Annotated in this window: 26 protein-coding genes; 12 read left to right on the top strand and 14 right to left on the bottom strand. The window is 63.7% G+C overall.

Annotation, left to right across the window (positions count from 1 at the left end; all coding sequences use genetic code 11):
* Positions 1-228: 228 nt before the first annotated feature.
* Together C163_RS05890 and C163_RS05885 are read right to left on the bottom strand one after the other, a co-directional pair.
* Positions 229-1,611: a sensor histidine kinase gene (locus C163_RS05890; RefSeq protein WP_025338010.1), complete on the bottom strand. Its 1,383-nt coding sequence runs from the start codon at positions 1,609-1,611 to the stop codon at positions 229-231.
* A 3-nt stretch (positions 1,612-1,614) separates the two neighbouring features.
* Complete coding sequence (locus C163_RS05885) at positions 1,615-2,334, bottom strand: response regulator transcription factor (RefSeq protein WP_025338009.1); 720 nt, start codon at positions 2,332-2,334, stop codon at positions 1,615-1,617.
* Positions 2,335-2,527: 193 nt separating this feature from the next.
* Between C163_RS05885 and C163_RS05880 the strand changes: the two genes are divergently transcribed.
* From C163_RS05880 to C163_RS05865, 4 genes are all read left to right on the top strand, one after another.
* Entirely contained in the window at positions 2,528-5,284 is a 2,757-nt protein-coding gene (locus C163_RS05880) for a response regulator (RefSeq protein WP_025338008.1), read from the top strand.
* A 196-nt stretch (positions 5,285-5,480) separates the two neighbouring features.
* Positions 5,481-6,470, top strand: coding sequence for a 2-hydroxyacid dehydrogenase (locus tag C163_RS05875; RefSeq protein ID WP_025338007.1), 990 nt, complete (start codon positions 5,481-5,483; stop codon positions 6,468-6,470).
* Positions 6,471-6,501: 31 nt separating this feature from the next.
* Positions 6,502-6,939, top strand: coding sequence for a hypothetical protein (locus tag C163_RS05870; protein ID WP_013971353.1), 438 nt, complete (start codon positions 6,502-6,504; stop codon positions 6,937-6,939).
* The gene (locus tag C163_RS05865) at positions 6,936-7,340 is read left to right on the top strand and encodes an META domain-containing protein (protein ID WP_004375489.1); all 405 of its coding nucleotides are present in this window, start codon (positions 6,936-6,938) and stop codon (positions 7,338-7,340) included. Before C163_RS05870 ends, C163_RS05865 begins: the two co-directional genes overlap by 4 nt.
* A 118-nt stretch (positions 7,341-7,458) precedes the next feature.
* Here the strand turns inward: C163_RS05865 and C163_RS05860 are convergent, their stop codons facing one another.
* On the bottom strand, positions 7,459-7,923 hold the full coding sequence (locus C163_RS05860) for a TlpA disulfide reductase family protein (protein ID WP_015269224.1): 465 nt from the start codon (positions 7,921-7,923) through the stop codon (positions 7,459-7,461).
* An 85-nt stretch (positions 7,924-8,008) separates the two neighbouring features.
* Between C163_RS05860 and arsC the strand changes: the two genes are divergently transcribed.
* From arsC to C163_RS05845, 3 genes are read left to right on the top strand one after another with little or no spacing between them, the layout of a single operon-like run.
* Positions 8,009-8,362 (top strand): arsenate reductase (glutaredoxin), encoded by a 354-nt coding sequence (gene arsC / locus C163_RS05855; protein WP_025338006.1) that lies wholly within the window; start codon positions 8,009-8,011, stop codon positions 8,360-8,362.
* The gene (wrbA, locus tag C163_RS05850) at positions 8,359-8,964 is read left to right on the top strand and encodes an NAD(P)H:quinone oxidoreductase (protein ID WP_025338005.1); all 606 of its coding nucleotides are present in this window, start codon (positions 8,359-8,361) and stop codon (positions 8,962-8,964) included. Before arsC ends, wrbA begins: the two co-directional genes overlap by 4 nt.
* Entirely contained in the window at positions 8,957-9,370 is a 414-nt protein-coding gene (locus tag C163_RS05845; RefSeq protein WP_025338004.1) for a DUF2069 domain-containing protein, read from the top strand. The genes wrbA and C163_RS05845 overlap by 8 nt, the downstream gene beginning before the upstream one ends.
* Before the next feature lie 102 nt (positions 9,371-9,472).
* On the opposite strand, the gene C163_RS05840 is transcribed toward C163_RS05845, so the two are convergent.
* Positions 9,473-10,144 carry a DNA-3-methyladenine glycosylase I gene (locus C163_RS05840; protein WP_025338003.1) on the bottom strand — a complete coding sequence of 224 codons (672 nt, stop codon included), beginning with the start codon at positions 10,142-10,144 and terminating at the stop codon, positions 9,473-9,475.
* A gap of 4 nt (positions 10,145-10,148) precedes the next feature.
* Positions 10,149-10,973, bottom strand: a complete 825-nt coding sequence (gene ttcA / locus C163_RS05835; protein ID WP_012270926.1) for a tRNA 2-thiocytidine(32) synthetase TtcA — start codon at positions 10,971-10,973, stop codon at positions 10,149-10,151.
* 262 nt (positions 10,974-11,235) lie between these two features.
* On the opposite strand from ttcA, the gene C163_RS05830 reads away from it, so the two are divergent.
* Both C163_RS05830 and C163_RS05825 read left to right on the top strand, forming a co-directional pair.
* Complete coding sequence (locus tag C163_RS05830; protein ID WP_012270925.1) at positions 11,236-11,835, top strand: Yip1 family protein; 600 nt, start codon at positions 11,236-11,238, stop codon at positions 11,833-11,835.
* Positions 11,836-11,966: 131 nt separating this feature from the next.
* The gene (locus C163_RS05825) at positions 11,967-12,461 is read left to right on the top strand and encodes a SprT family zinc-dependent metalloprotease (RefSeq protein WP_025338002.1); all 495 of its coding nucleotides are present in this window, start codon (positions 11,967-11,969) and stop codon (positions 12,459-12,461) included.
* 187 nt (positions 12,462-12,648) lie between these two features.
* Here C163_RS05825 and fpr read toward each other — a convergent pair whose 3' ends face one another.
* On the bottom strand, positions 12,649-13,428 hold the full coding sequence (fpr, locus tag C163_RS05820) for a ferredoxin-NADP reductase (protein WP_004375483.1): 780 nt from the start codon (positions 13,426-13,428) through the stop codon (positions 12,649-12,651).
* Between the two features lie 121 nt (positions 13,429-13,549).
* On the opposite strand from fpr, the gene finR reads away from it, so the two are divergent.
* Positions 13,550-14,476 carry a LysR family transcriptional regulator FinR gene (finR, locus tag C163_RS05815; RefSeq protein WP_004375481.1) on the top strand — a complete coding sequence of 309 codons (927 nt, stop codon included), beginning with the start codon at positions 13,550-13,552 and terminating at the stop codon, positions 14,474-14,476.
* Here finR and C163_RS05810 read toward each other — a convergent pair.
* From C163_RS05810 to C163_RS05800, 3 genes are all read right to left on the bottom strand, one after another.
* Positions 14,473-14,838, bottom strand: coding sequence for a diacylglycerol kinase (locus C163_RS05810; protein WP_025338001.1), 366 nt, complete (start codon positions 14,836-14,838; stop codon positions 14,473-14,475). The two genes, finR and C163_RS05810, sit on opposite strands and share 4 nt — an antisense overlap.
* Positions 14,839-14,911: 73 nt before the next feature.
* Positions 14,912-15,562 carry a response regulator transcription factor ErdR gene (gene erdR, locus C163_RS05805; protein WP_025338000.1) on the bottom strand — a complete coding sequence of 217 codons (651 nt, stop codon included), beginning with the start codon at positions 15,560-15,562 and terminating at the stop codon, positions 14,912-14,914.
* 78 nt (positions 15,563-15,640) lie between these two features.
* Positions 15,641-16,351 carry a tRNA-uridine aminocarboxypropyltransferase gene (locus tag C163_RS05800; protein ID WP_025337999.1) on the bottom strand — a complete coding sequence of 237 codons (711 nt, stop codon included), beginning with the start codon at positions 16,349-16,351 and terminating at the stop codon, positions 15,641-15,643.
* A gap of 222 nt (positions 16,352-16,573) precedes the next feature.
* On the opposite strand from C163_RS05800, the gene C163_RS05795 reads away from it, so the two are divergent.
* Positions 16,574-16,993 carry a quorum-sensing-regulated virulence factor family protein gene (locus C163_RS05795; protein ID WP_013971343.1) on the top strand — a complete coding sequence of 140 codons (420 nt, stop codon included), beginning with the start codon at positions 16,574-16,576 and terminating at the stop codon, positions 16,991-16,993.
* Positions 16,994-17,008: 15 nt separating this feature from the next.
* Here C163_RS05795 and C163_RS05790 read toward each other — a convergent pair whose 3' ends face one another.
* A complete protein-coding gene (locus tag C163_RS05790) occupies positions 17,009-17,218 on the bottom strand; it encodes a hypothetical protein (protein WP_025337998.1) in 210 nt (69 codons plus the stop codon).
* 161 nt (positions 17,219-17,379) lie between these two features.
* On the opposite strand from C163_RS05790, the gene C163_RS05785 reads away from it, so the two are divergent.
* Positions 17,380-18,498 carry an LOG family protein gene (locus C163_RS05785; protein WP_025337997.1) on the top strand — a complete coding sequence of 373 codons (1,119 nt, stop codon included), beginning with the start codon at positions 17,380-17,382 and terminating at the stop codon, positions 18,496-18,498.
* Positions 18,499-18,712: 214 nt separating this feature from the next.
* Here the strand turns inward: C163_RS05785 and recX are convergent, their stop codons facing one another.
* The 4 genes from recX to C163_RS05765 form a co-directional block, all read right to left on the bottom strand.
* Positions 18,713-19,183: a recombination regulator RecX gene (gene recX / locus C163_RS05780; RefSeq protein WP_025337996.1), complete on the bottom strand. Its 471-nt coding sequence runs from the start codon at positions 19,181-19,183 to the stop codon at positions 18,713-18,715.
* Between the two features lie 21 nt (positions 19,184-19,204).
* Positions 19,205-20,272, bottom strand: a complete 1,068-nt coding sequence (recA, locus tag C163_RS05775) for a recombinase RecA (RefSeq protein ID WP_015269214.1) — start codon at positions 20,270-20,272, stop codon at positions 19,205-19,207.
* Between the two features lie 103 nt (positions 20,273-20,375).
* Positions 20,376-20,858 carry a CinA family protein gene (locus tag C163_RS05770; protein ID WP_025337995.1) on the bottom strand — a complete coding sequence of 161 codons (483 nt, stop codon included), beginning with the start codon at positions 20,856-20,858 and terminating at the stop codon, positions 20,376-20,378.
* Positions 20,859-20,980: 122 nt separating this feature from the next.
* A complete protein-coding gene (locus C163_RS05765; RefSeq protein WP_025337994.1) occupies positions 20,981-21,634 on the bottom strand; it encodes a hypothetical protein in 654 nt (217 codons plus the stop codon).
* Between the last annotated feature and the right edge of the window lie 165 nt (positions 21,635-21,799).

The raw sequence follows: 21,799 nt of genomic DNA, 5'->3' as shown, positions 1-21,799 counted from the left end.
CACAATCCGGACGGCAGGGGTGCCTATCATACCGGCAAACCCTTCCCGGCCATATCACGCAATCTGTGGTGAATATAGCTACAAGCTATATATCGGCGTGTATTGCGTGCACGGCCTTTGTAGGAGCGGCCTTGTGTCGCGATGGGGCGCGCAGCGGCCCCGGCAATATATGCGGCGAAGCTGAAACCTAGGGACCGCTGCGCGCCCCATCGCGACACAAGGCCGCTCCTACAGGGACCGCGTTAAATTCAAGCGCTGTGGTGAGGCCGGCACATGTAACGGCAATCTCATCCACAACCGCAGCCCGCGTTTGCCATTCTGCGCCCACAAGGTGCCACCCTGGCGCTGGATGGCACTGCGGGCAATGCTCAGCCCCAGGCCGAAACCGCCATCCCCGGGCCGCGAACCGTCCAGCCGCGAGAACGGTGCAAAGATCCGCTCCAGGTCTTCTTCAGCCACGCCACCGCCTTCGTCTTCCAGCCACAACCACCAATACCCGCCTTCACGCTGCCCGCCGAGGCGCACCACACCATCGGCCGGCGAATGACGAATGGCATTGCGCAACAGGTTCTCCAGCGCCTGGGCCAGGTGGTTCAGGTTGCCCTGCACCCAGCAGTCGGCCGGCACTTCACAGCGCAGCCGCGCCAGCGACCAGCCGCTTTCATAGCTGGCATTCTCGGCCAGCAGCTCCCACAGCGCCTGCACCTCGATCGGCTCCAGGTTCATCGGCGCACGTTCGGCGTCCTGCCAGGCCAGTTGCAGGGTGTCCTCGACCAGCTGCTGCATGCAGTCCACCTCCCGCGTCAGGCGTTCACGCAGGCGCTGCAGGTCGGTTTCGCCATCGCAGGCCACCCGCAGCCGGCTGAGTGGCGTACGCATTTCGTGGGACAGGTCACGCAGCAACTGCTGCTGCATGGCTACCGTACCCTGCAGCCGCTCGGCCATCTGGTCGAAGGCCCGGGCCAGTTCGCCCAACTCGTCATGCCGGGCGATGGTGCGTGGGTCGAGGCGAGCCGACAACTGGTCGGCGCGCCAGGCATTGGCCTGCTCGCGCAACTGGTTCAACGGCACGATCAGCATGCGGTAAAGGCCCACGCACAACAGCAGGGTGAACAGCCCGGGGATGATGCCGTTGGTGACGATGCGCCACAGCATCCGATACTGCCCGGGGTTGAAGCGCTGCGGCAGTTCGATCACCAGCAGGCCCTGCTCCGGAGCACCCGGGAACGGTATGCGCAGCCACGGCTGCTCGACGCTGCGCCGGCTCATCGGCCAGTCGACACCGCGCAGGCGGGTCAGCCGCTGCATGATCTGCGGGTCGAGGCTGGCGCTGTCCAGCGGCCGCAGGTTGAGGTCGAGCACGCCAACCCAGCCGCGTTCGCGCTGGTGCATCGCCGCCACCCAACGGTCCAGCCCTGCCCGCCCACCACTGCGCCAGGCCTGCTCGGCCTCGGCAGCGTAGCCACGCAAGGCCTGCCTCGCCGGTTCCGAGAGGAAGGCGTTCTGGGTTTCCATGTGCCGGCCCCAGGTGTAGCTGAGGCCGATCATCAGCAGGCAGAAGCCCACCAGCAGGATCGCCAGCTTCCAGAACAGCGAGTGGCGGTCGAGCATGGGTCACTCCGCCTCGCTGGCGCTGAGTACGTAGCCCTTGCCCCACACGGTGCGGATCTGCCGTTCGTGATAGCCGATGCCCTTGAGCTTGCGACGGATCTGGCTGACGTGCATGTCCAGGCTGCGGTCATGCCGCGAATAGCCCCGCTGCAGCACTTGCTGGTAGAGGAACGGCTTGCTCAGCACTTCGTCGAGGTTGCGGTTGAGGATGTCGAGCAGGCGGTATTCGCTGGGAGTCAGGCCGGCCAGGCGACCCTCCAGGCGCACGTCGCACAGCGCCTCGTCGTATTGCAGTTCGCCGCTGCCGGCACGCGCCTGCGGGGCTTGATGGCGCCGCTCGAGGGCGACGCGGCGCAGGATGGCCTCGATGCGTACCTGCAGCTCGGCCATGCTGAACGGCTTGGGCAGGTAGTCGTCGGCACCGCGCTGGAAACCGCTGATGCGGTCGGCCTCGGCGCCCAGCGCCGACATCAGGATCACCGGCGTGGCGCTGCGCTTGCGCAACTGCGCAAGGGCATCCAGGCCGTTGAGCCCGGGCAGCAGGATGTCCATGAGCACCACGTCGAAAGCCTGGCGCCCCGCCGTTTCCAGGCCCTCCAGGCCATTGCGGCACCAGGTCACCTGGAAGCCGCCGCGCTGCAGCTCTTCGTGCAGGTAGGCACCGAGGACCGGGTCATCCTCGATGGCGAGGATATTGGAGTTGTGAATAGCTACAGGATTCATTGGCAACTGCCATGCATTCTCAATTGCGCAATTATTGAGTATCCAGCGCCTGCCAGGCAACCGCCCTGCGACCAATGCCCCTGCAAGGGCGCAAAACACGTACTAAAGAGGTGCAATAGCGCGGCAGGCGGAGTAACTTCCCGGCTTGGCCGTCATCGCTTGACGGCGTCCAGGCACATGACAGGAGGCGAGTGTGCTCGATCGCTTGGGAATTCGCAGCCGGGTCCTGCTGCTGGCCCTGCTGCCGGCAGGCCTGATGGCCCTGGTGCTGGGTAGTTACTTCACCTGGCTGCAACAGAACGACCTGCGCACCCAGCTGCTGCAACGCGGCAAGATGATCGCCGAGCAACTGGCGCCACTGGCCGCACCCGCCATGGCCAAGCTGGCACCGGCGCAACTTGAGCGCATTGCCGCACAAACCCTGGAGCAGGCCGATGTGCGTGCGGTCGCCTTCCTGGCCCCGGACCGCACGCGCCTGGCCCACGCCGGCCCGAGCATGCTCAACCAGCCACCCAGCGGCGGCACCGGCACCCAGCTGCTGCAGCGCAGCGGCAATGACGCCACACGCTACCTGATGCCGGTGTTCGGCCACCATCGCGACCTGGCCACCGATGCCGTGCCGGCCGAATCCGAACGCCTGCTGGGCTGGGTCGAGATCGAGCTGTCCCACGACGGCACCCTGCTGCGCGGCTACCGCAACCTGTTCACCAGCCTGCTGCTGATCCTCGCCTGCCTGGTGCTCAGCGGCCTGCTGGCACTGCGCATGAGCCGCACCATCAACGACCCGATCAAGCGCATCAAGCACGCGGTCAACCAGCTCAAGGACGGCCACCTCGAGGAACGCCTGCCGGCCATGGGCAGCCATGAGTTGGACGAGCTGGCGCGCGGCATCAACCGCATGGCCGAAACCCTGCACAACGCCCACGAAGAGCTGCAGCACAGCATCGACCAGGCCACCGAGGACGTGCGCCAGAACTTGGAAACCATCGAGATCCAGAACATCGAGCTGGACATGGCGCGCAAGGAAGCCCTGGAAGCCAGCCGCATCAAGTCGGAATTCCTGGCCAACATGAGCCACGAAATCCGCACCCCGCTCAACGGTATCCTCGGTTTCACTCACCTGCTGCAGAAAAGCGAGCTGACACCGCGCCAGCTGGACTACCTGAGCACCATCGAGAAGTCCGCCGACAACCTGCTGGGGATCATCAACGAGATCCTCGACTTCTCCAAGATCGAGGCCGGCAAGCTGGTGCTCGACAGCATCCCCTTCAACCTGCGCGACCTGATTCAGGACACCCTGACCATCCTCGCCCCGGCCGCCCACGCCAAGCAGCTGGAGCTGCTCAGCCTGATCTACCGCGATACCCCGTCGTCGCTGATCGGCGACCCGTTGCGGCTCAAGCAGATCCTTACCAACCTGGTCAGCAACGCCATCAAGTTCACCCGCGAAGGCACCATCGTCGTGCGCGCCATGCTCGAAGACGAACACGAAGACAGTGCGCAGCTGCGCATCAGCGTACAGGACACCGGCATCGGGCTGTCGCCGCAGGATGTACGTACGCTGTTCCAGGCCTTCAGCCAGGCCGACAACTCGCTGGCCCGCCAGCCCGGCGGCACCGGCCTGGGGCTGGTGATTTCCAAGCGCCTGATCGAGCAGATGGGCGGCGAGATCGGCGTCGACAGCACCCCGGGCGAGGGTTCGCAGTTCTGGATCAGCCTCAACCTGCCCAAGGCCCACGATGGTGTCGAGGAGTTGCCGCTGCAACCGCTGCTGGGCCGCCGCGCGGCCATCGTCGACGGCCACGAACTGGCGCGCCAGGCGTTGGAACACCAGTTGGAAGACTGCGGCCTCAGCGTCAGCCTGTTCGCCTCCTACGACCAGCTGCTGCAGGGCGTGCAGGCCGCCAGCCAGGCTGGCCTGCCGTTCGATTTCGCCGTGCTCGGGGCCAACCTTGGCAACCTGTCGCCCGAGCAGCTGGGCCATTACCACCAGCAGCTCGAGCGCTACCATTGCCAGTGCGTGGTGCTGTGCCCGACCACCGAGCAGGCGCTGTACCATCCGTACCTGCCCAACGGCCATGGCCAGTTGCTGTCCAAGCCGACCTGCACACGCAAACTGCGCCGCCTGTTGCTGGAACTGGTGCAACCGCGCCGCCCGCAGGGCGAGGTGAACAGCGTCAACGGCCAGCGCCAGCCGAAGATCCTCTGCGTCGACGACAACCCCGCTAACCTGCTGCTGGTGCAGACCCTGCTCGAAGACCTGGGCGCCGAGGTGCTGGCCGTCGACAACGGCTATGCGGCGGTGCAGGCGGTGCAGGACGAGCCGTTCGACCTGGTGCTGATGGACGTGCAGATGCCCGGCATGGACGGCCGCGCCTGCACCGAGCAGATTCGCTTGTGGGAAAACACCCAAAGCGGCAACCCGCTGCCGATCGTCGCCCTCACCGCCCACGCCATGGCCAACGAGAAACGCGCGTTGCTGCACGGTGGCATGGACGACTACCTGACCAAGCCGATCAGCGAACGGCAGCTGGCCCAGGTGGTGATGAAATGGACCGGCCTTAGCCTGGGCGCGCCACAGCAGGAACGCCTGGCCGAGCAACTGGCCAACGGTGATGACCTGAAGGTGCTGGACCCCGAGGAAGGCCTGCGCCTGGCCGCCGGTAAGGCGGACCTGGCGGCCGATATGCTGAGCATGCTGCTGACCTCGCTGGAAGCCGACCGCGAAGCCATACGCGCTGCCCGCGAGGCCGACGACCGCAACGGCCTGATCGAACAGGTGCACCGCCTGAACGGCGCCTCGCGTTATTGCGGCGTGCCGCAGTTGCGGGCCGCGTGCCAGCGCAGCGAGACCTTGCTCAAGCAGGAAAACCCGCTGGCACAGCAGGCACTGGACGAACTGGATGCGGCAATCAACCGCTTGGCGGCGCAGGCCAGATTGAGCGCCTGAAGCCCGAGCACATTCTTTGTAGGAGCAGCCTTGTGCTGCGAAGAGGCCGGTGCAGGCGGCCATTAATGTATCGCCTGTGCTGGCCTCTTCGCAGCACAAGGCTGCTCCTACAAAGAATGTGCCTGGCCGGCATGGGTCAATAGCGGGCAAACGTCGCTGACTACAATCTCCAGACCACTGCAAAGGAAGCCCCACCATGCGCGCCCTGTTGTTCAGCAGCCAGCACTACGACCAGGAAAGCTTCACCCGTGCCGCCAGCGGCACCACCCTGGACCTGCACTTCCAGCCTGCCCGCCTGACCCTCGACACCGCTGCCCTGGCCGATGGCTACGAGGTGGTCTGCGCCTTCATCAATGACGAGCTCGACGCCCAGGTGCTGCAACGCCTGGCCGCAGGCGGCACGCGCCTGGTCGCCCTGCGTTCGGCCGGCTACAACCATGTCGACCTGGCCGCCGCCCAGCGCCTGGGCCTGACCGTAGTGCGGGTGCCGGCCTACTCGCCGCACGCCGTGGCCGAACACGCCGTGGCGCTGATCCTGGCCCTGAACCGGCGCCTGCACCGGGCCTACAACCGCACCCGCGAGGGTGACTTCACCCTGCACGGGCTGACCGGCTTCGACCTGCACGGCAAGACCGTCGGCGTGGTCGGTACCGGCCAGATAGGCACCGCCTTTGCCCGCATCATGGCCGGTTTCGGCTGCCAGTTGCTGGCCTATGACCCTTACCCCAACCCAGACCTGTTGGCCTTGGGCGCGCGCTACCTGCCATTGCCCGAACTGCTGCGCGAAGCCCGCGTCATCAGCCTGCACTGCCCGCTGACCGAGCACACCCGGCACCTTATCAATGCACAAAGCCTGGCCCAGCTGCAGCCCGGCGCCATGCTGATCAACACCGGCCGCGGCGCGCTGGTCGACACCCCGGCGCTGATCGACGCGCTGAAGAGCGGCCAGCTCGGCTACCTGGGCCTGGACGTCTACGAAGAAGAAGCCCAGCTGTTCTTCGAAGACCGCTCCGACCTGCCGCTGCAGGACGACGTACTGGCCCGCCTGCTGACCTTCCCCAACGTGATCATCACTGCCCACCAGGCGTTCCTTACCCGCGAGGCACTGGATGCCATCGCCGCGACCACGCTGGACAACATCAACCGCTGGGCGGCAGGCAATCCACAGAATCTGGTGATGGGTTAGTGCTAGGATACGCGGCATTTCTGGAGGACCCATGGTCGAGCACGATTTCCGCTACACCCTTTTCAACCCGCAACACACCCTGATCGAGTGCCGCGCCCTGGTGCCGGGCCGCTATCAGGTCACCGGCAACGGCGGTTCGATGCACAAAGGCGACACCCTGCTGGTCACCCTCAAGGGCAGCAAGGACTTGTCCATGCGACTGACAGTGGAGAGCGTGCGCCACCTGATCAACCCACGCGGCCAGTGGGTTGCCGTGGCCAGCGGCCCGGTGTTCAACGAGCTCGAAATCCTCACCTGGCAGGTTGCGTGCGACAGCTGCGACGCCGTGCTGGACTTCGAGTTCGCGGTGGACGCCAAGCTGGGCAAGAAAGCCCGTCAGCCTGCCGCCAGCGCGCGCATTGCCGAGCTGGGCTGGGCCAGCCGTGGCGAAAAACACCTGTGCCCGCGTTGCCAGGAGAGCGCCGAGTGAAGAATCTGCTGACCGGCGTGCTGATTGCCACCGGCCTGCTCGGCTGCGCCGCGGAACCTTCCAAGCTGCAGCAGGAGCGCAGCTACGTGCTGGAGTGGATTGGCGAACGGCCGCTGATCGACTACAGCCACCTGACCCTGACCTTGGCCAGCGATGGCCGTGCCTATGGCAATGGCGGCTGCAACCACTGGTTCGCGCCGTACACACTGGACGGCGAGCACCTGAGCTTCGGCAAGGTCGGCAAGACCCGCAAGCTCTGCGCACCGGCGTTGATGGAGCAGGAAAAGCGCTTCCTGCAGGCGCTGGAAACAGTGCAGCGCTGGGATGTGTCGCCTATCGAGCAGATGCGTTTCTGGCCGGCCGAAGGCAAGCCGCTGCGCTTCTGGCCTGAGGAAGGCTGAATATTGCCGGGGCCGCTTTGCGGCCCATCGCGACACAAGGCCGCTCCTACAGGGGAATGCGATCTCCTGTAGGAGCGGCCTTGTGTCGCGATGGGCTGCAAAGCAGCCCCAAAATGCATCAGGCGCCCTTCAGTGCCTTGATCTTGGCCTGCAGCCCTTCCAGGGTCTGCTCACCCATTAACTGTTCCCGCACCTTGCCCTTGTCATCGATGATGTAGGTCACCGGCAATGCCTCGCTTCGTGGCAGGTCATAGCGCTCGGCCGGGTCCTGCGCCAATACGGTGAAAGCGATGCCCAGGGTTTCGGCAGCCTGCTTCAGCTCCTGCCCCTGCAAGCCATCGAAGTTCACCCCCACCACCTTGATACCGTCGGCCGCCCACTGCTTGGCTGCCGCGTTCAGTTCAGGGATTTCGGTACGGCACGGCCCGCACCATTCGGCCCAGTAGTTGAGCACCAGCCAGTGCCCGTCGATCTGTTCGGCCTTAACCGTATTACCGTGTTGGTCCACGCCATAATCGGCACCGCAACCACCGAGCAACAGGCTCGCGGTGATGGCCAGTACTGCTGCCAGACGCCTTGCCATGGGTCAATCCTTCTCGAGTTTTAAAGCAAATTGGTCAGTCGCTGCGGTTAGAATAGCCGCCACACCCTGCTGGATGCGACCCGACATGACCGACCTCACGCTCTATCATAACCCGCGCTGCTCGAAATCCCGCGGCGCCCTGGAACTGCTCGAAGCTCGCGGCCTGGCGCCGACCATCGTGCGCTACCTCGAGACCCCGCCCGACGCTGCCACCCTGAAGGCCCTGCTCGGCAAGCTGGGCATCGCCGCGCGCCAGCTGCTGCGTACCGGCGAGGACGAGTACAAGGAGCTGAACCTGGCCGACCCGGCACTGACCGACGCACAACTGATCGAGGCCATGGCCCGGCACCCCAAGCTGATCGAGCGGCCGATCCTGGTCGTCGGTGACAAGGCCGTGGTCGGCCGACCGCCCGAGAAAGTACTGGAGATCCTGCCGTGAGCCAGCCCTACATCCTGGTGCTGTATTACAGCCGCCACGGTTCGACCAGCGAGATGGCCCGGCACATCGCCCGCGGCATCGAGCTGGCCGGCATGGAAGCCCGCCTGCGCACGGTGCCGGCGATTTCCACAGAGTGCGAAGCAGTGGCCCCGGACATCCCGGCCAGTGGCGCGCTGTACGCCACCCTGGACGACCTGCGCCACTGCGCCGGCCTGGTACTGGGCAGCCCGACCCGCTTCGGCAACATGGCAGCGCCGCTCAAGTACTTCCTGGATGGCACCAGCAGCCTGTGGCTGGGCGGTGAACTGGTCGGCAAGCCGGCGGGCGTGTTCACCTCAACCGCCAGCTTGCATGGCGGGCAGGAAACCACCCTGCTGTCGATGATGCTGCCACTGATGCACCACGGCATGCTGGTAATGGGCCTGCCGTACAGCGAATCGGCACTGCTCGAGACCCGCGGCGGCGGCACCCCGTATGGCGCCAGCCATCATGCTGGCGCCGATGGCAAGCGCGAGCTCGACCAGCACGAGATAGCCCTGTGCCGCGCCCTTGGCCAACGCCTGGCGACCACCGCCAAGGCCCTGGAGGCCGCACGTGGCTAAGAAGCCCAAGGTATTGCCGGCGCTGGAATGGCTGGCACCGCGCCTGCGCCTGACGCGAGCGTTGAGCCTGGCGTTCTTCTTCGGCCTGATCGCCCTGCTGCTGGTGAACAACCTGTGGTTCGCCAACCTGCACGGGGCGCGGGTCGAGGTGATCCTGGCGATCGAACTGGTGCCGTTGCTGCTGTTGCTGCCGGGCGTGCTGACGGGCAGCGCCCGAGCACATGCCTGGACCTGCTTCGTGGTGAATATCTATTTCATCAAGGGCGTGCTGGCGGCGTTCGACCCGGCGCGGGCGGTATTTGGCTGGGTTGAAGTGCTGGTGAGCCTGGGGCTGTTCATTGCCGGGCTGCTGTATGTGCGCTGGAAGTTCCAGCACGAGCGGCGCATGGCCGGCGAAGGGCGTTAGATTCTTCGCGGGCTTGCCCGCTCCCACAGGGTTCGCGCCACACTTGAGGTCGGCGCTGTACCTGTGGGAGCGGGCATGCCCGCGAAGGGGCCAACACAAATCTCAATGGTTGACGGTATGCGCCAGCATCACCGACAACTGGCACAGCGGCCGCCCACTCTCGGCATGCCACTGGTTGAACGCCTGCTGCACCAAGGCCAGGTCCCGCTGGCTGGTCGGCGGCTTGTCGATCACCTTCTGCGCAATCAACGCCGCAGCCATGTCATCGGTAGGGATGAACGTGTCCTTGCCGACCATGCGCAAGAAGCGCGGTGCCGACAACCCGCCCAGCTGGTTGCCGTGCTTGGCCAGGTACTTCCACAAACCGACGATGTCGGTCACCGGCCAGTCGGCGATGAAGGCGCCGAAACTGCCCTTCTCCTTGGCCACGTCAAGAACCATCTGCGCATTGCGCGGCACGCTCTTGAGCTTGCCCAGGTGGCGGATGATGCGCTCGTCGTGCATCAGCCGCTCGAGGTGCTCGGCGCCCATCAATACCACCTTCTCCGGGTCGAAGCCGAAGAACACCTGCTCGAACGCCGGCCACTTGGCATCCACCAGGCTGTGCTTGAGCCCGGCGCGGAACACGCGCAGGGCCAAGGTCGACAGGTAGCGGTCGTCGCTGATATCACGCAGTTGCACCGGTGTGCGCGGCTGCGGCAGGAAGGCCTCCAGGGCCTGGGCCGAGCCGAAGCGGTTCAGGCAGTACTCGTGCAACCACTGGTAATCGCGCATGGGCTCAGATGTTCAGCACGTCAAGGAAACGCGGGGTAGCGTTTTCGTCGATCTTCAGGCTGGTGAAGTCGAACAGGTTGCGGTCAGCCAGCTGCGACGGCGCCACGTTCTGCAGGGCGCGGAAGATGCTCTCGGTACGCCCCGGGTGCTTGCGCTCCCACTCCACCAGCATGTCCTTGACCACCTGGCGCTGCAGGTTTTCCTGCGAACCGCACAGGTTGCACGGGATGATCGGGAATTCCTTCATGTCCGAGTAGGCCTGGATATCCTTCTCGCTGCAGTAGGCCAGCGGGCGGATCACCACGTTGCGGCCATCGTCGGCGCGCAGCTTCGGCGGCATGCCCTTGAGCGCGCCGTTGAAGAACATGTTGAGGAAGAAGGTTTCGACGATATCGTCGCGGTGGTGCCCCAGCGCCATCTTGGTCGCGCCGATTTCGTCGGCGAAGGTGTACAGGGTGCCACGGCGCAGGCGCGAGCACAGCGAGCAGGTGGTCTTGCCCTCGGGGACCAGCTCCTTGACCACCGAGTAGGTGTCCTTCTCGACGATGTGGTACTCGACGCCCAGCTCCTTGAGGTAGGCCGGCAGCACATGCTCGGGGAACCCCGGCTGCTTCTGGTCCATGTTCACCGCGACGATCTCGAACTTGATCGGTGCCACCTTCTGCAGGTGCAACAGAACGTCGAGCATGGTGTAGCTGTCCTTGCCGCCGGACAGGCAGACCATGACCTTGTCGCCATCCTCGATCATGTTGTAGTCGGTGATGGCTTCGCCGGCGAGACGACGCAGGCGTTTTTGCAGTTTGTTCTGGTTGACCGAGAGGGTGCCCATAGCGCTTGGATCCGCGAGGTGTGACAAAAGCCGGCTATTTTACGCACAAACGCGGCGGCGCTGTAGGCATTCCGATAAAGACTTCATTGTAATCAACAGCGCGCCTTACAGCGCAATTTGCTCTAAAAAGCTCGGTTTATGCGGGTAACGGCTTCCTATACTGCGACATAAGGCCACATTACCGCTTGCTTCGGTGTTCGGGCCTCGGGCCGCTTGCGCTCCATCTGGGGGGCGTTTGGCAACATTGAGAGGAGTGATCGGCATGATTCATCACGTTGTGGGGCTGTTTACCCATCCCGACCAGGAATGGCGGGAAATTCGTGGCGAAGAAGAAACCATCAGCCACATGTACCTGACGCACACCCTGATCCTGGCTGCGATCCCCGCCATTTCGGCGTTCATCGGTACCACCCAGGTCGGCTGGGTGATCGGCGACCGGCCAGCGGTGATGCTGACCATGGAAAGCGCCATCTGGATGAGCATCATGTCGTACCTGGCGATGCTTGCCGGGGTAGCGGTAATGGGGGCGTTCATCCACTGGATGGCTCGCACCTACGATGCCAACCCGTCCATGGCACAGTGCATCGCCTTTGCCACCTACACCGCCACCCCGTTGTTCATCGGCGGCCTGGCGGCACTGTACCCGCACCTGTGGCTGGGCATGCTGATCGGCACCGCCGCCATCTGCTACACGGTGTACCTGCTGTACGTCGGCTTGCCGACGTTCATGAACATACCGTCCGACGAAGGCTTCCTGTTCTCCAGCTCGGTGCTGGCAGTGGGCCTTGTGGTACTGGTGGCGATCATGGCTGCCACGGTGATCATCTGGGGACTGGGCGTGGGGCCCGTCTACACCAACTAGAACAGACTCGACCAACACTGGGGCATCAACCTGGGGCCGCCGCAAGGCGGCCCCTGGCTGTGCGCTGACCGGTGGCTCGGCAGGCTGCCCGGGGTTGCGGCATAATGCCCGGTCAGGAGAACCACCCCGCCATGCCCGAGCTGCTCAGACAACGCGTCGAAACCTGTTACCAGCAAGCTGAAACCTTCTTCAAACGCCCCTTCCCGCGCCCGGAAGTCAGCTTCAAGCTGCGCGGGCAAAAAGCCGGTGTCGCCCACCTGCACGAGAACCTGCTGCGCTTCAACCTGCAGCTTTACCGCGAAAACCAGGAAGACTTCCTGCGCCAGACCGTGGCCCATGAAGTGGCGCACCTGGTGGCCCACCAGCTGTTCGGCGACCGCATCCAGGCCCATGGCGAGGAGTGGCAGCTGATCATGCGCGGGGTGTATGAACTGCCGCCCAACCGTTGCCACAACTACGAAGTGCAACGGCGCGTGGTGACCCGCTACATCTACCGCTGCCCGTGCCCGCAAAGCGACTTCCCGTTTACCGCGCAGCGCCACAAGCTGGTGCGCCAAGGGCGGCGCTACCTGTGCAAGCGGTGTCGGGAGATATTGGTGTATAGCGGCGAGACGCGCGTCGAATAGATTGTGTATTGCCTGTGCCGGCCCTTTCGCGGGCTTGCCCGCTCCCACAGGGGTACCACTGACCTCAGGCCTTGTGATATCCCTGTGGGAGCGGGCAAGCCCGCGAAAGGGCCGGTACAGGCGATACATGGATCACAGGCACAAGAAAGGCGACCCAAGGGTCGCCCTCTTTGCATCAGCCTGCGCCTTACTTCTCGACGAAGGCACGCTCGATCAGGTAATCACCCGGCTCGCGCATGCGCGGGGAGATCTTCAGGCCGAAGCTGTCCAGTACTTCGCTGGTCTCGTCGAGCATGCTCGGGCTGCCGCAGATCATCGCGCGGTCGTCCTGCGGGTTGATCGGTGGCAGGCCGATGTCGCTGAACAGCTTGCCGCTGCGCATCAGGTCGGTCAGGCGGCCCTGATTCTCGAACGGTTCACGGGTCACGGTCGGGTAGTAGATCAGCTTGTCGCGAACCGACTCACCGAAGAATTCGTTCTGCGGCAGGTGCTCGGTGATGAACTCGCGGTAGGCCACTTCGTTCACGTAGCGCACGCCGTGCACCAGAATCACTTTCTCGAAGCGCTCGTAGGTTTCCGGGTCCTGGATGACACTCATGAACGGTGCCAGGCCAGTGCCGGTGCTCAGCAGGTACAGGTGCTTGCCCGGGTTCAGGTCGTCGAGTACCAGGGTACCGGTAGGCTTCTTGCTGATGATGATCTCGTCGCCTTCCTTCAGGTGCTGCAGCTGCGAGGTCAGCGGACCGTCCGGCACCTTGATGCTGAAGAACTCCAGGTGCTCTTCCCAGTTCGGCGAAGCGATGGAATAGGCGCGCATGAGCGGACGGCCGCTTTCTTGTTGCAGGCCGATCATCACGAACTGACCGTTCTCGAAGCGCAGGCCCGGGTCGCGAGTGCACTTGAAGCTGAACAGGGTGTCGTTCCAGTGGTGCACACTGAGGACACGTTCGTGGTTCATGTTGCTCATTTAATGGGGCTCCTGAAGAAAGACGCGGCGCGCGCAAGACGCGCAGTTGCGCGATAGTTTAGGGGCAGCGACAATATCTGTTAACTGGATTATCAAGATATGTGTTATCGGTTATATCGATATGCGATTTACACTTCGTCAGCTGCAAGTCTTCGTTGCCGTGGCCCAGCACCAGAGCGTTTCGCGCGCCGCCAGTGTGCTGGCCCTGTCGCAGTCGGCCGCCAGCACCTCGATCACCGAGCTTGAGCGCCAGTCCAGCTGCCAGCTGTTCGACCGCGCCGGCAAGCGCCTGAGCCTCAACGCCCTGGGCCAGCAACTGTTGCCGCAGGCCGTGGCCCTGCTCGACCAGGCCAAGGAAATCGAAGACCTGCTCAACGGCAAGTCCGGTTTCGGCTCGCTGGCGGTCGGCGCCACGCTGACCATCGGCAACTACCTGGCCACCCTGCTGATCGGCAGCTTCATGCAGGTGCACCCGGAAAGCCAGGTGAAGCTGCATGTGCAGAACACTGCGCATATCGTGCAACAGGTGGCGCATTACGAAATTGATCTGGGTCTGATCGAAGGCGATTGCAACCACCCGGACCTGGAAGTGCAGCCCTGGGTCGAGGACGAGCTGGTGGTGTTCTGCGCGCCGCAGCACCCGCTGGCCAAGCTGGGCCGCGCCGATGTACAGACCTTGTCCCAGGAAGCGTGGATCCTGCGCGAACAGGGCTCGGGCACGCGCCTGACCTTCGACCAGGCCATGCGCCACCACCGCACCAACCTCAACATCCGCCTGGAGCTGGAACACACCGAAGCGATCAAGCGCGCGGTGGAGTCGGGCCTGGGCATCGGCTGCATCTCGCGCCTGGCCCTGCGTGACGCCTTCCGCCGCGGCAGCTTGGTAGCGGTAGAAACCCCGGAGCTGGACCTGATGCGCCAGTTCTACTTCATCTGGCACAAACAGAAGTACCAGACCTCGGCCATGCGCGAATTTCTCGAACTGTGCCGCAACTTCACTGCGGGCTTCACCCGCAGTGACGAGATCGTATTGCCACCAATCGCTTAAAGCAGGATCACACCCCACACCAGCGCCACCATGGTCAGTGCCACCAGTTGCGCGGCGCTGCCCATGTCCTTGGCGTTTTTCGACAGCGGGTGGCGCTCCAGCGAAATGCGGTCGATGGCTGCTTCCACCGCCGAATTGAAGAGTTCGACGATCAGGCCCAACAGGCACACGGCGATCATGATCGCCCGCTCCGCACGGCTGACCGGCAGCCAGAAGGCGACCGGGACCAACAGCACGTTGAGCAGCACCAGCTGGCGGAACGCGGCCTCGCCCTTGAAGGCGGCGCGCAGGCCGTCCAGCGAATAGCCGGCGGCGTTGAGGATACGTTTGAGGCCGGTCTGGCCCTTGAATGGCGATGTCATGTGAGTCACTTCACAACGGAAAGGCCAGCAGACTAGACCGGCACGGGTCAAAAAAGCGTGAAGCCACGCGCACTCAGCTGCTGGCAACCGATTCAAGTTGTTGCAGCAACAACGCCGCCTGGGTGCGGGTACGCACACCCAGCTTGCGGAAGATCGCGGTCACGTGGGCCTTGATGGTCGCTTCCGACACGTTCAGCTCATAGGCGATCTGCTTGTTCAGCAAGCCTTCGCAGACCATGGTCAGCACGCGGAACTGCTGCGGCGTGAGGCTGGCAAGGCCTTCGCTGGCGGCCTTGGCCTCGGCCGAGACATCGACCTTTTCGAACGCCTGCGGCGGCCACCAGACCTCGCCGTCGAGCACCTTGCGCACCGCATCCTGGATCACTTCCAGGGTGCTGGACTTGGGAATGAAGCCACTGGCGCCAAACTCGCGGGACTTGACCACCACTGCGGCCTCTTCCTGCGCCGATACCATCACCACGGGGATCTGCGGGTATTGCCCGCGCAGCAGCACCAGCCCGGAAAAACCGTAGGCACCCGGCATGTTCAAGTCCAGCAATACCAGGTCCCAGTCGGCTTTTTCGCTCAGACGGGTTTCCAGTTCGGCAATGCTGGCGACTTCAACCAGGCGTACATCCGGGCCCAGGCCGAGGGTAACGGCCTGGCGCAAGGCGCCACGGAACAGCGGGTGGTCATCGGCAATCAGGATTTCGTAAGTGGCCATCGATCTGGGGATCCTGTTCTGTGTCGGGCACTCGGGTAAGGGTCATTATGAACCAAAGCAGGGGTTGTGCCCCTTGGACTATAGGAAGGTATGCAAACGCTGGTGGGTGTCGTCCTGCTCGTCCAGCGGCAGGCGCCGCTTGCCGCTCAGGTAATGCAGGCTGAACACATCCAGGTAGGCGTCCAGCGCCTGCGAGGCCTGGGTATCGCCGGCCAGGTCCAGGCACATGGCGGCGACTTCCGCGGTGCAGAAGTGATCGTCGCGCTTGGAGCGGCGCAGGCGATAGCGAGACATCTGCTCGGCCTGCAGGCTCAACACCGGGAAGCGGTCAAGGTACGGGCTTTTGCGGAACATCTTGCGCGCTTCGGTCCAGGTGGCATCCAGCAGGATGAACAGCGGGCGCTTGCCCGGCTCGCGCACTACCTCGCTGACCACCCGCTCCTGGGCAACGAATTCGCCAGGGAAAACGATGTAGGGCTGCCAACGCGGATCGCCCAGCAACGCCAGCAAGCGTTCGTCGACCGAAGTACGCAGCCAGCCGAAGGCCGAGGTGTCCTCGATCAGGTCGGCGATCAGCCAGCCGGTATTGGTGGGCTTCAGCGGCTCGGTGTCATGCATCAACAGGCACACGCCGGATTCGGCCTGCACCCGCGGCTTCCAGGCGCACAGGCAATGAGTGGCGATGACCCGGCAATCGGGGCAGCGCTCGGCACGCGAACCACGGGCGATGAAGGGCTTGTTGCTGCGGGCCAGGCGTTCGGCGCGCAGGCGCGCTACCGCATGGCTCATGCCGGCAGGCCTCTGAACAGGTTGGGAATGGACACAAGGATGACTCGGAAAAAACTAAGGGCGCCAGTCTACCAGAACAGGGGGCAATTGCTGTGCAGGTGGCGGCGCGGTCCTTATAATCGCTGTTTTTTACCGTACCCCAGCCTCGCGCCTGCGCGATTTTCAGGGAACGCCGTCGACCCGCGCATGTCAAAGCGCCAGTCATCGAACCAGGAGAGATTCATGCTGCGCCGTATCGTCCCCGCCCTGAGCCTGCTGCTCGCCCTGCCCCTGGCAGCCCAGGCGGCTTCCAAGCAGGAATACGACCTGAACAACATGCTGCAGAAGGTGGCCAAAGAGAGCAGTGTCGGCACCCCGCGAGCCATCAACGAGGACATCCTCGACCAGGGTTACACCGTGGAAGGCAAGGCACTGGTCAACCACCTGAGCGTGCGCCAGGACCATGCCGCGCGCATGCAGGCCAACCCCGAACAGGTACGCAGCCAGCTGGGTGACAGCGTCTGCCGTAACAGCGGTTTCCGCAACCTGATGTCCAAAGGCGCGGTCATGGTCTACCGCTTCACGGTCTACAAGACCAACCAGCCGATCATGGACCAGGCGTTCGACAATGCCAGCTGCGTGGCCGGCAACAAGAAGAAGTAACCAACACTTCGATCGCTACGCCTTCTCGTCTTCACGGGCGCGCCAGCGCCCTTCGGCGGCATCGGCGCGCATCTCTGCCAGCAGCGCCTGCAGGTAGCGCGACTGGCATTCCAGCCCCGACAGCCTGCGCCGGCACTCGGCTTCCAGGCTCAGGTGATGCACCTGGGCCGCATTCTCCAGCTGCTGGTAAAGCTGCCGGTCCACTTCGATGATCAAGCGATGCATACCGCCACCTCCTGCATCGACACGTTTCGCTTTACCCAGTTAACCAAACCCACATCCCCCGTGGCTGCATGCCGACGGGCGGCTGTGCCGAACCCTCCGGCACAATTGAGCGCAAGGGTCTAGATTGAGGTCAGAGGTATTGGTGCAGAAGGAGACGTTGCATGCCTTACCAATCGAGTGAACTGCTGTTCAGCCACTTCCGCGACAACAACATCGACCTGAGCAACATCGACGCACAACTGCAACTGGTGGCACCGAACAGCCCCAACCTGCCGCTGTACCGCGACATGATGCTGACCATCCTGCGCATGGCCCATGACGACACCGACCGCTGGAGCGCCAAGATCACCCTGCAGGCCCTGCGCGAACTGGACCATTCGTTCCGCACCCTGGAACGCTACAAGGGCCGGCGCAAGGTGACCGTGTTCGGCTCGGCGCGCACTCCGCTGGAGCACCCGATGTACGCTCTGGCCCGCGAACTGGGCGCAACCTTGGCGCGCTCCGACCTGATGGTCATCACCGGTGCTGGCGGCGGCATCATGGCAGCTGCCCACGAAGGCGCCGGCAGCGACCACAGCCTGGGGTTCAACATCACCCTGCCCTTCGAACAACACGCCAACCCCACGGTGGACGGCACCGACAAGCTGCTGCCGTTCCATTTCTTCTTCATCCGCAAGCTGTTCTTCGTCAAGGAGGCCGATGCCCTGGTGCTGTGCCCGGGTGGTTTCGGCACTCTGGATGAAGCGCTGGAGGTGCTGACCCTGATCCAGACCGGCAAGAGCCCGCTGGTACCGGTGGTGCTGCTGGATTCGCCAGGTGGCAGCTTCTGGCGCGACTGCCTGGACTTCATCAGCCGCCAACTGGAGGAAAACCGCTACATCCTGCCCAGCGACCTGAAACTGCTGCGCCTGGTGCACAGCGCTGACGAGGCAGTGGAAGAAATCAACCAGTTCTACAGCAACTACCACTCCAGCCGCTGGCTGAAGAGCCAGTTCGTGATCCGTATGCATCACCCGCTCAGCGAGGCGGCGCTGTATGACATCCAGGAAGGCTTTGCCGACTTGCGCCTGAGTGGCAAGTATCACCAGCAACCTGACAGCAGTGCCGAGCACGAAGTGGGCAACTTCAGCCACCTGACCCGTTTGTCATTTGCCTTCAATGGCCGGGACCAGGGCAGGCTGCGCGAGCTGGTGGACTTCATCAACCTGCCGGAAAACTGGGCCAAGCCGCAGCCCATGCATACCACACAGCGGGCCAGGGAGGCGTTGAAGGTCAGTTGATACCGTGTCCAACGTCAGGGGCGCAATTCACCCTGTGGGAGCGGGTTTATCGAGGCGTCGAACCGCCGCGAAGAATCCAACGCGGTACATGGCACCGGCTACGCCGGTGTTCGCGGGTAAACCCGCTCCCACAGGTTCCGTGCCAGACCAATGAGTTTGCAGTTTTGTGAGAGCGGCCTTGTGTCGCGACAGGGCTGCGAAGCAGCCTCAGCTTTCAGTAGTCGTCGATATCACGCCCACTGAGCAGGCGGCTCATCATGTCCATGGGGAAACCCCGGTAAGCCAGAAACCGGGTCTGCTGGGCACGGCTGCGGGGATCTTGCGGGCGCTGACCAGCAAACTTGCGCTGCCAAACGTCACGCATGCGCTCGCCCCAATCCACCTCGCTTTCGCGTAGCGCCTGCTCGATATCAGCACGCGCCAAACCGCGCTGGCCTAGCTCTTCGCGAATACGCGCAGGGCCGTAGCCGGAGCTGGAACGGTATCGGATGAAACTTTCGAGATAACGGGCTTCGCTAAGCAGCCCTTCTTCGGCGAGCCGGTCGAGTTCAGGCTCGATCAGCTCGTCCGAAGCGCCCCGCTGACGCAACTTGCGCGTCAGCTCGACGCGACCGTGCTCACGTCGCGCGAGCAGGTCCATGGCTGTCCGCCGAATGGCGACGGGGGTGTCGAGTACGGCGGACATGTTCGGCTATCTACCGCGCAATCAATAACCGGCGTCAGCGTCGGCCATGTCATCGGCATCGGCTTCGGCAGCAGCAGCCTTACCAGCAGCCGCAACAGCACCAGAGGTCAGCAGCTTCTCGCGAATCTGCTTCTCGATCTCGGCACCAATAGCCGGGTTCTCAGCCAGGTACTTGGCAGCGTTTGCCTTACCTTGACCGATCTTGTTGCCCTGGTAGGCGTACCAGGCACCGGACTTCTCGACCAGGCCTTGGGAAACACCCAGGTCAATGATCTCGCCGTTACGGTAGATACCCTTGCCGTAGAGGATCTGGAACTCGGCCTGACGGAATGGCGGCGAAACCTTGTTCTTGACGATCTTGACGCGGGTTTCGCTACCGACCACCTCGTCGCCTTCCTTGACCGCGCCAGTACGGCGGATATCCAGACGCACCGAGGCGTAGAACTTCAGGGCGTTACCACCGGTGGTGGTTTCCGGGCTGCCGAACATCACGCCAATCTTCATACGGATCTGGTTGATGAAGATGACCAGGCAGTTGGCGTTCTTGATGTTACCGGTGATCTTGCGCAGCGCCTGGGACATCAGGCGCGCCTGCAGGCCCACGTGCATGTCACCCATCTCGCCTTCGATCTCGGCCTTCGGTACCAGAGCAGCCACGGAGTCGACGATGATCACGTCAACAGCGTTGGAACGCACCAGCATGTCGGTGATTTCCAGGGCCTGTTCGCCGGTGTCCGGCTGCGATACCAGCAGGTCGTCGACGTTGACGCCCAGCTTGCCGGCGTACTCGGGGTCGAGGGCGTGTTCGGCGTCGACGAAGGCGCAGGTGGCGCCGTTTTTCTGGGCTTCGGCGATGACCGACAGGGTCAGCGTGGTCTTACCCGACGATTCCGGGCCGTAGATCTCGACGATACGGCCTTTTGGCAGGCCGCCAATGCCCAGGGCGATGTCCAGGCCCAGCGAGCCGGTGGAGATGGCAGGGATAGCCTGGCGCTCGTGGTCGCCCATGCGCATGACGGCGCCCTTGCCGAATTGGCGTTCGATCTGACCCAGGGCCGCAGCCAAGGCGCGCTTCTTGTTGTCGTCCATTGAAATCCTCACGTGTTCGACTTGGCCCTGACGGCCGGAATACCTGTATAAGTAGCCAGTATTATTCCACAGGCAAGCGCCCGCGCAAACCCCTGTCGTCGATTTACTCGGCACCAAGCTGTAACAAGCCGTCTAACGCGGCGATCACCGTCTGTCGGCGCACCGCCTCGCGGTCGCCGTCGAACTGGCGCCGCTCGCTGAACACATGGTTGCCGTCGCCCCAGGCCAGCCACACGGTGCCCACCGGTTTGGCCGGCGAACCACCGTCCGGCCCGGCCACGCCGCTCACCGCCACGGCAAAGCGCGCGCCGCTGGCGGCCTGGGCGCCGCGGACCATGGCTTCGACCACTTCCTGGCTGACCGCGCCAACCTGGCCGAACAACGCCGCGGGCACTCCCAACTGACGGGTTTTCTGGGTGTTGGAATAGGTCACGTACCCAGCCTCGAACCAGGCCGAGCTGCCGGGCACGCGGGTGATGGCTTCGGCGATGCCGCCACCGGTGCAGGATTCGGCGGTGGTCACCTGCGCGTTGAAGCGGCGCAGGTGTTCACCCAGGCGGGTGGCAAGCGTGGTGATCGGGTCCATGTCGGGCTCCTTGAAGGCTGCCCTCTACCCTAGCATTTCAGAGATGGGGAATGGGCGTCTGGCGGCGTGCCGGACATGAGGATGTTCGCTTCTGGATTTTTGGCGCCTGAGACCCACACCAATCAGAAATTCAGCCGAAGCACGGTCCGCCAGATGTTCTTCATCGGTGAACGACGATGCTTGGCCCAGTTGCGCTCCCACCACTCGTCCTCATTGCGCACCACCTGTTCCAGGTCGCTACCGGCCACGGCGGCGGCGTGCTGGCGGAACATCATGGGGAACACGCAGTGCTGGCGGATCCGGTGCTTGACCACCACATCCACCGGGGTGCCATCGTACGGCGTCTCTGCCAGGATCCGGCAGCCCTCGCGCGACAGCACATAGGCATGCAGCGCCACCACCCGCCCGCGGGCGATGAACGGGAACCAGGTCAGCCAGGTTCGCCCCATGGAATAGCCCAGGTGCAAGGCCTCGAAGGGCCGTTTCTGCATGAAGCGGTTTACCCAGCGCACCCGCGAAGGTTCGAACTCATAGGCCTTGGCATCGTCTTCGAAGATCAGGATTCGATCGAGGCCATTGTCCAGCGCATGACGGGCCAGTTGCTGATGGGACTCGTAGCAACCGCGCTTGGGGTCGCTGTTTTTCTCGACGACATGAAAGTGCACTTCGTTGTCGAGCTGTCGCCCGATGGTTTCGCTGAACAGCGTGCGCCGGTCAGCGCGGGTGTCGAGGGAAATACAAAAAACCGCATCTACATCAAAACGAATTGCGCTCACTGCACTAATCAACCTGTTGCAATATCTTTTTACCGGGTCGCGGGCCACCGCGAATGCGTCAGGCAAGCCATCCCTGATGGGCGAAGGCAGGCAATTCTCCATGGAGGCACCATGATGTCAACCCGCCTTCAGCGCATCCCTGTGCACTCGCCGGACTTGCAGGTA

The sequence above is a fragment of the Pseudomonas sp. FGI182 genome (genome assembly GCF_000511325.1).
Classification (GTDB): domain Bacteria; phylum Pseudomonadota; class Gammaproteobacteria; order Pseudomonadales; family Pseudomonadaceae; genus Aquipseudomonas; species Aquipseudomonas putida_Z.
This window is presented reverse-complemented; position numbering and strand designations above follow the sequence as displayed.

Coding starts and splice junctions, on each gene's coding strand:
- C163_RS05890 (WP_025338010.1), bottom strand. CDS start 1,611: ATGCTCGACCGCCACTCGCTGTTCTGGAAGCTGGCGATCCTGCTGGTG.
- C163_RS05885 (WP_025338009.1), bottom strand. CDS start 2,334: ATGAATCCTGTAGCTATTCACAACTCCAATATCCTCGCCATCGAGGAT.
- C163_RS05875 (WP_025338007.1), top strand. CDS start 5,481: ATGCGCGCCCTGTTGTTCAGCAGCCAGCACTACGACCAGGAAAGCTTC.
- C163_RS05870 (WP_013971353.1), top strand. CDS start 6,502: ATGGTCGAGCACGATTTCCGCTACACCCTTTTCAACCCGCAACACACC.
- C163_RS05860 (WP_015269224.1), bottom strand. CDS start 7,923: ATGGCAAGGCGTCTGGCAGCAGTACTGGCCATCACCGCGAGCCTGTTG.
- arsC (WP_025338006.1), top strand. CDS start 8,009: ATGACCGACCTCACGCTCTATCATAACCCGCGCTGCTCGAAATCCCGC.
- C163_RS05840 (WP_025338003.1), bottom strand. CDS start 10,144: ATGCGCGATTACCAGTGGTTGCACGAGTACTGCCTGAACCGCTTCGGC.
- ttcA (WP_012270926.1), bottom strand. CDS start 10,973: ATGGGCACCCTCTCGGTCAACCAGAACAAACTGCAAAAACGCCTGCGT.
- C163_RS05830 (WP_012270925.1), top strand. CDS start 11,236: ATGATTCATCACGTTGTGGGGCTGTTTACCCATCCCGACCAGGAATGG.
- C163_RS05825 (WP_025338002.1), top strand. CDS start 11,967: ATGCCCGAGCTGCTCAGACAACGCGTCGAAACCTGTTACCAGCAAGCT.
- fpr (WP_004375483.1), bottom strand. CDS start 13,428: ATGAGCAACATGAACCACGAACGTGTCCTCAGTGTGCACCACTGGAAC.
- finR (WP_004375481.1), top strand. CDS start 13,550: ATGCGATTTACACTTCGTCAGCTGCAAGTCTTCGTTGCCGTGGCCCAG.
- C163_RS05810 (WP_025338001.1), bottom strand. CDS start 14,838: ATGACATCGCCATTCAAGGGCCAGACCGGCCTCAAACGTATCCTCAAC.
- erdR (WP_025338000.1), bottom strand. CDS start 15,562: ATGGCCACTTACGAAATCCTGATTGCCGATGACCACCCGCTGTTCCGT.
- C163_RS05800 (WP_025337999.1), bottom strand. CDS start 16,351: ATGAGCCATGCGGTAGCGCGCCTGCGCGCCGAACGCCTGGCCCGCAGC.
- C163_RS05795 (WP_013971343.1), top strand. CDS start 16,574: ATGCTGCGCCGTATCGTCCCCGCCCTGAGCCTGCTGCTCGCCCTGCCC.
- C163_RS05790 (WP_025337998.1), bottom strand. CDS start 17,218: ATGCATCGCTTGATCATCGAAGTGGACCGGCAGCTTTACCAGCAGCTG.
- C163_RS05785 (WP_025337997.1), top strand. CDS start 17,380: ATGCCTTACCAATCGAGTGAACTGCTGTTCAGCCACTTCCGCGACAAC.
- recX (WP_025337996.1), bottom strand. CDS start 19,183: ATGTCCGCCGTACTCGACACCCCCGTCGCCATTCGGCGGACAGCCATG.
- recA (WP_015269214.1), bottom strand. CDS start 20,272: ATGGACGACAACAAGAAGCGCGCCTTGGCTGCGGCCCTGGGTCAGATC.
- C163_RS05770 (WP_025337995.1), bottom strand. CDS start 20,858: ATGGACCCGATCACCACGCTTGCCACCCGCCTGGGTGAACACCTGCGC.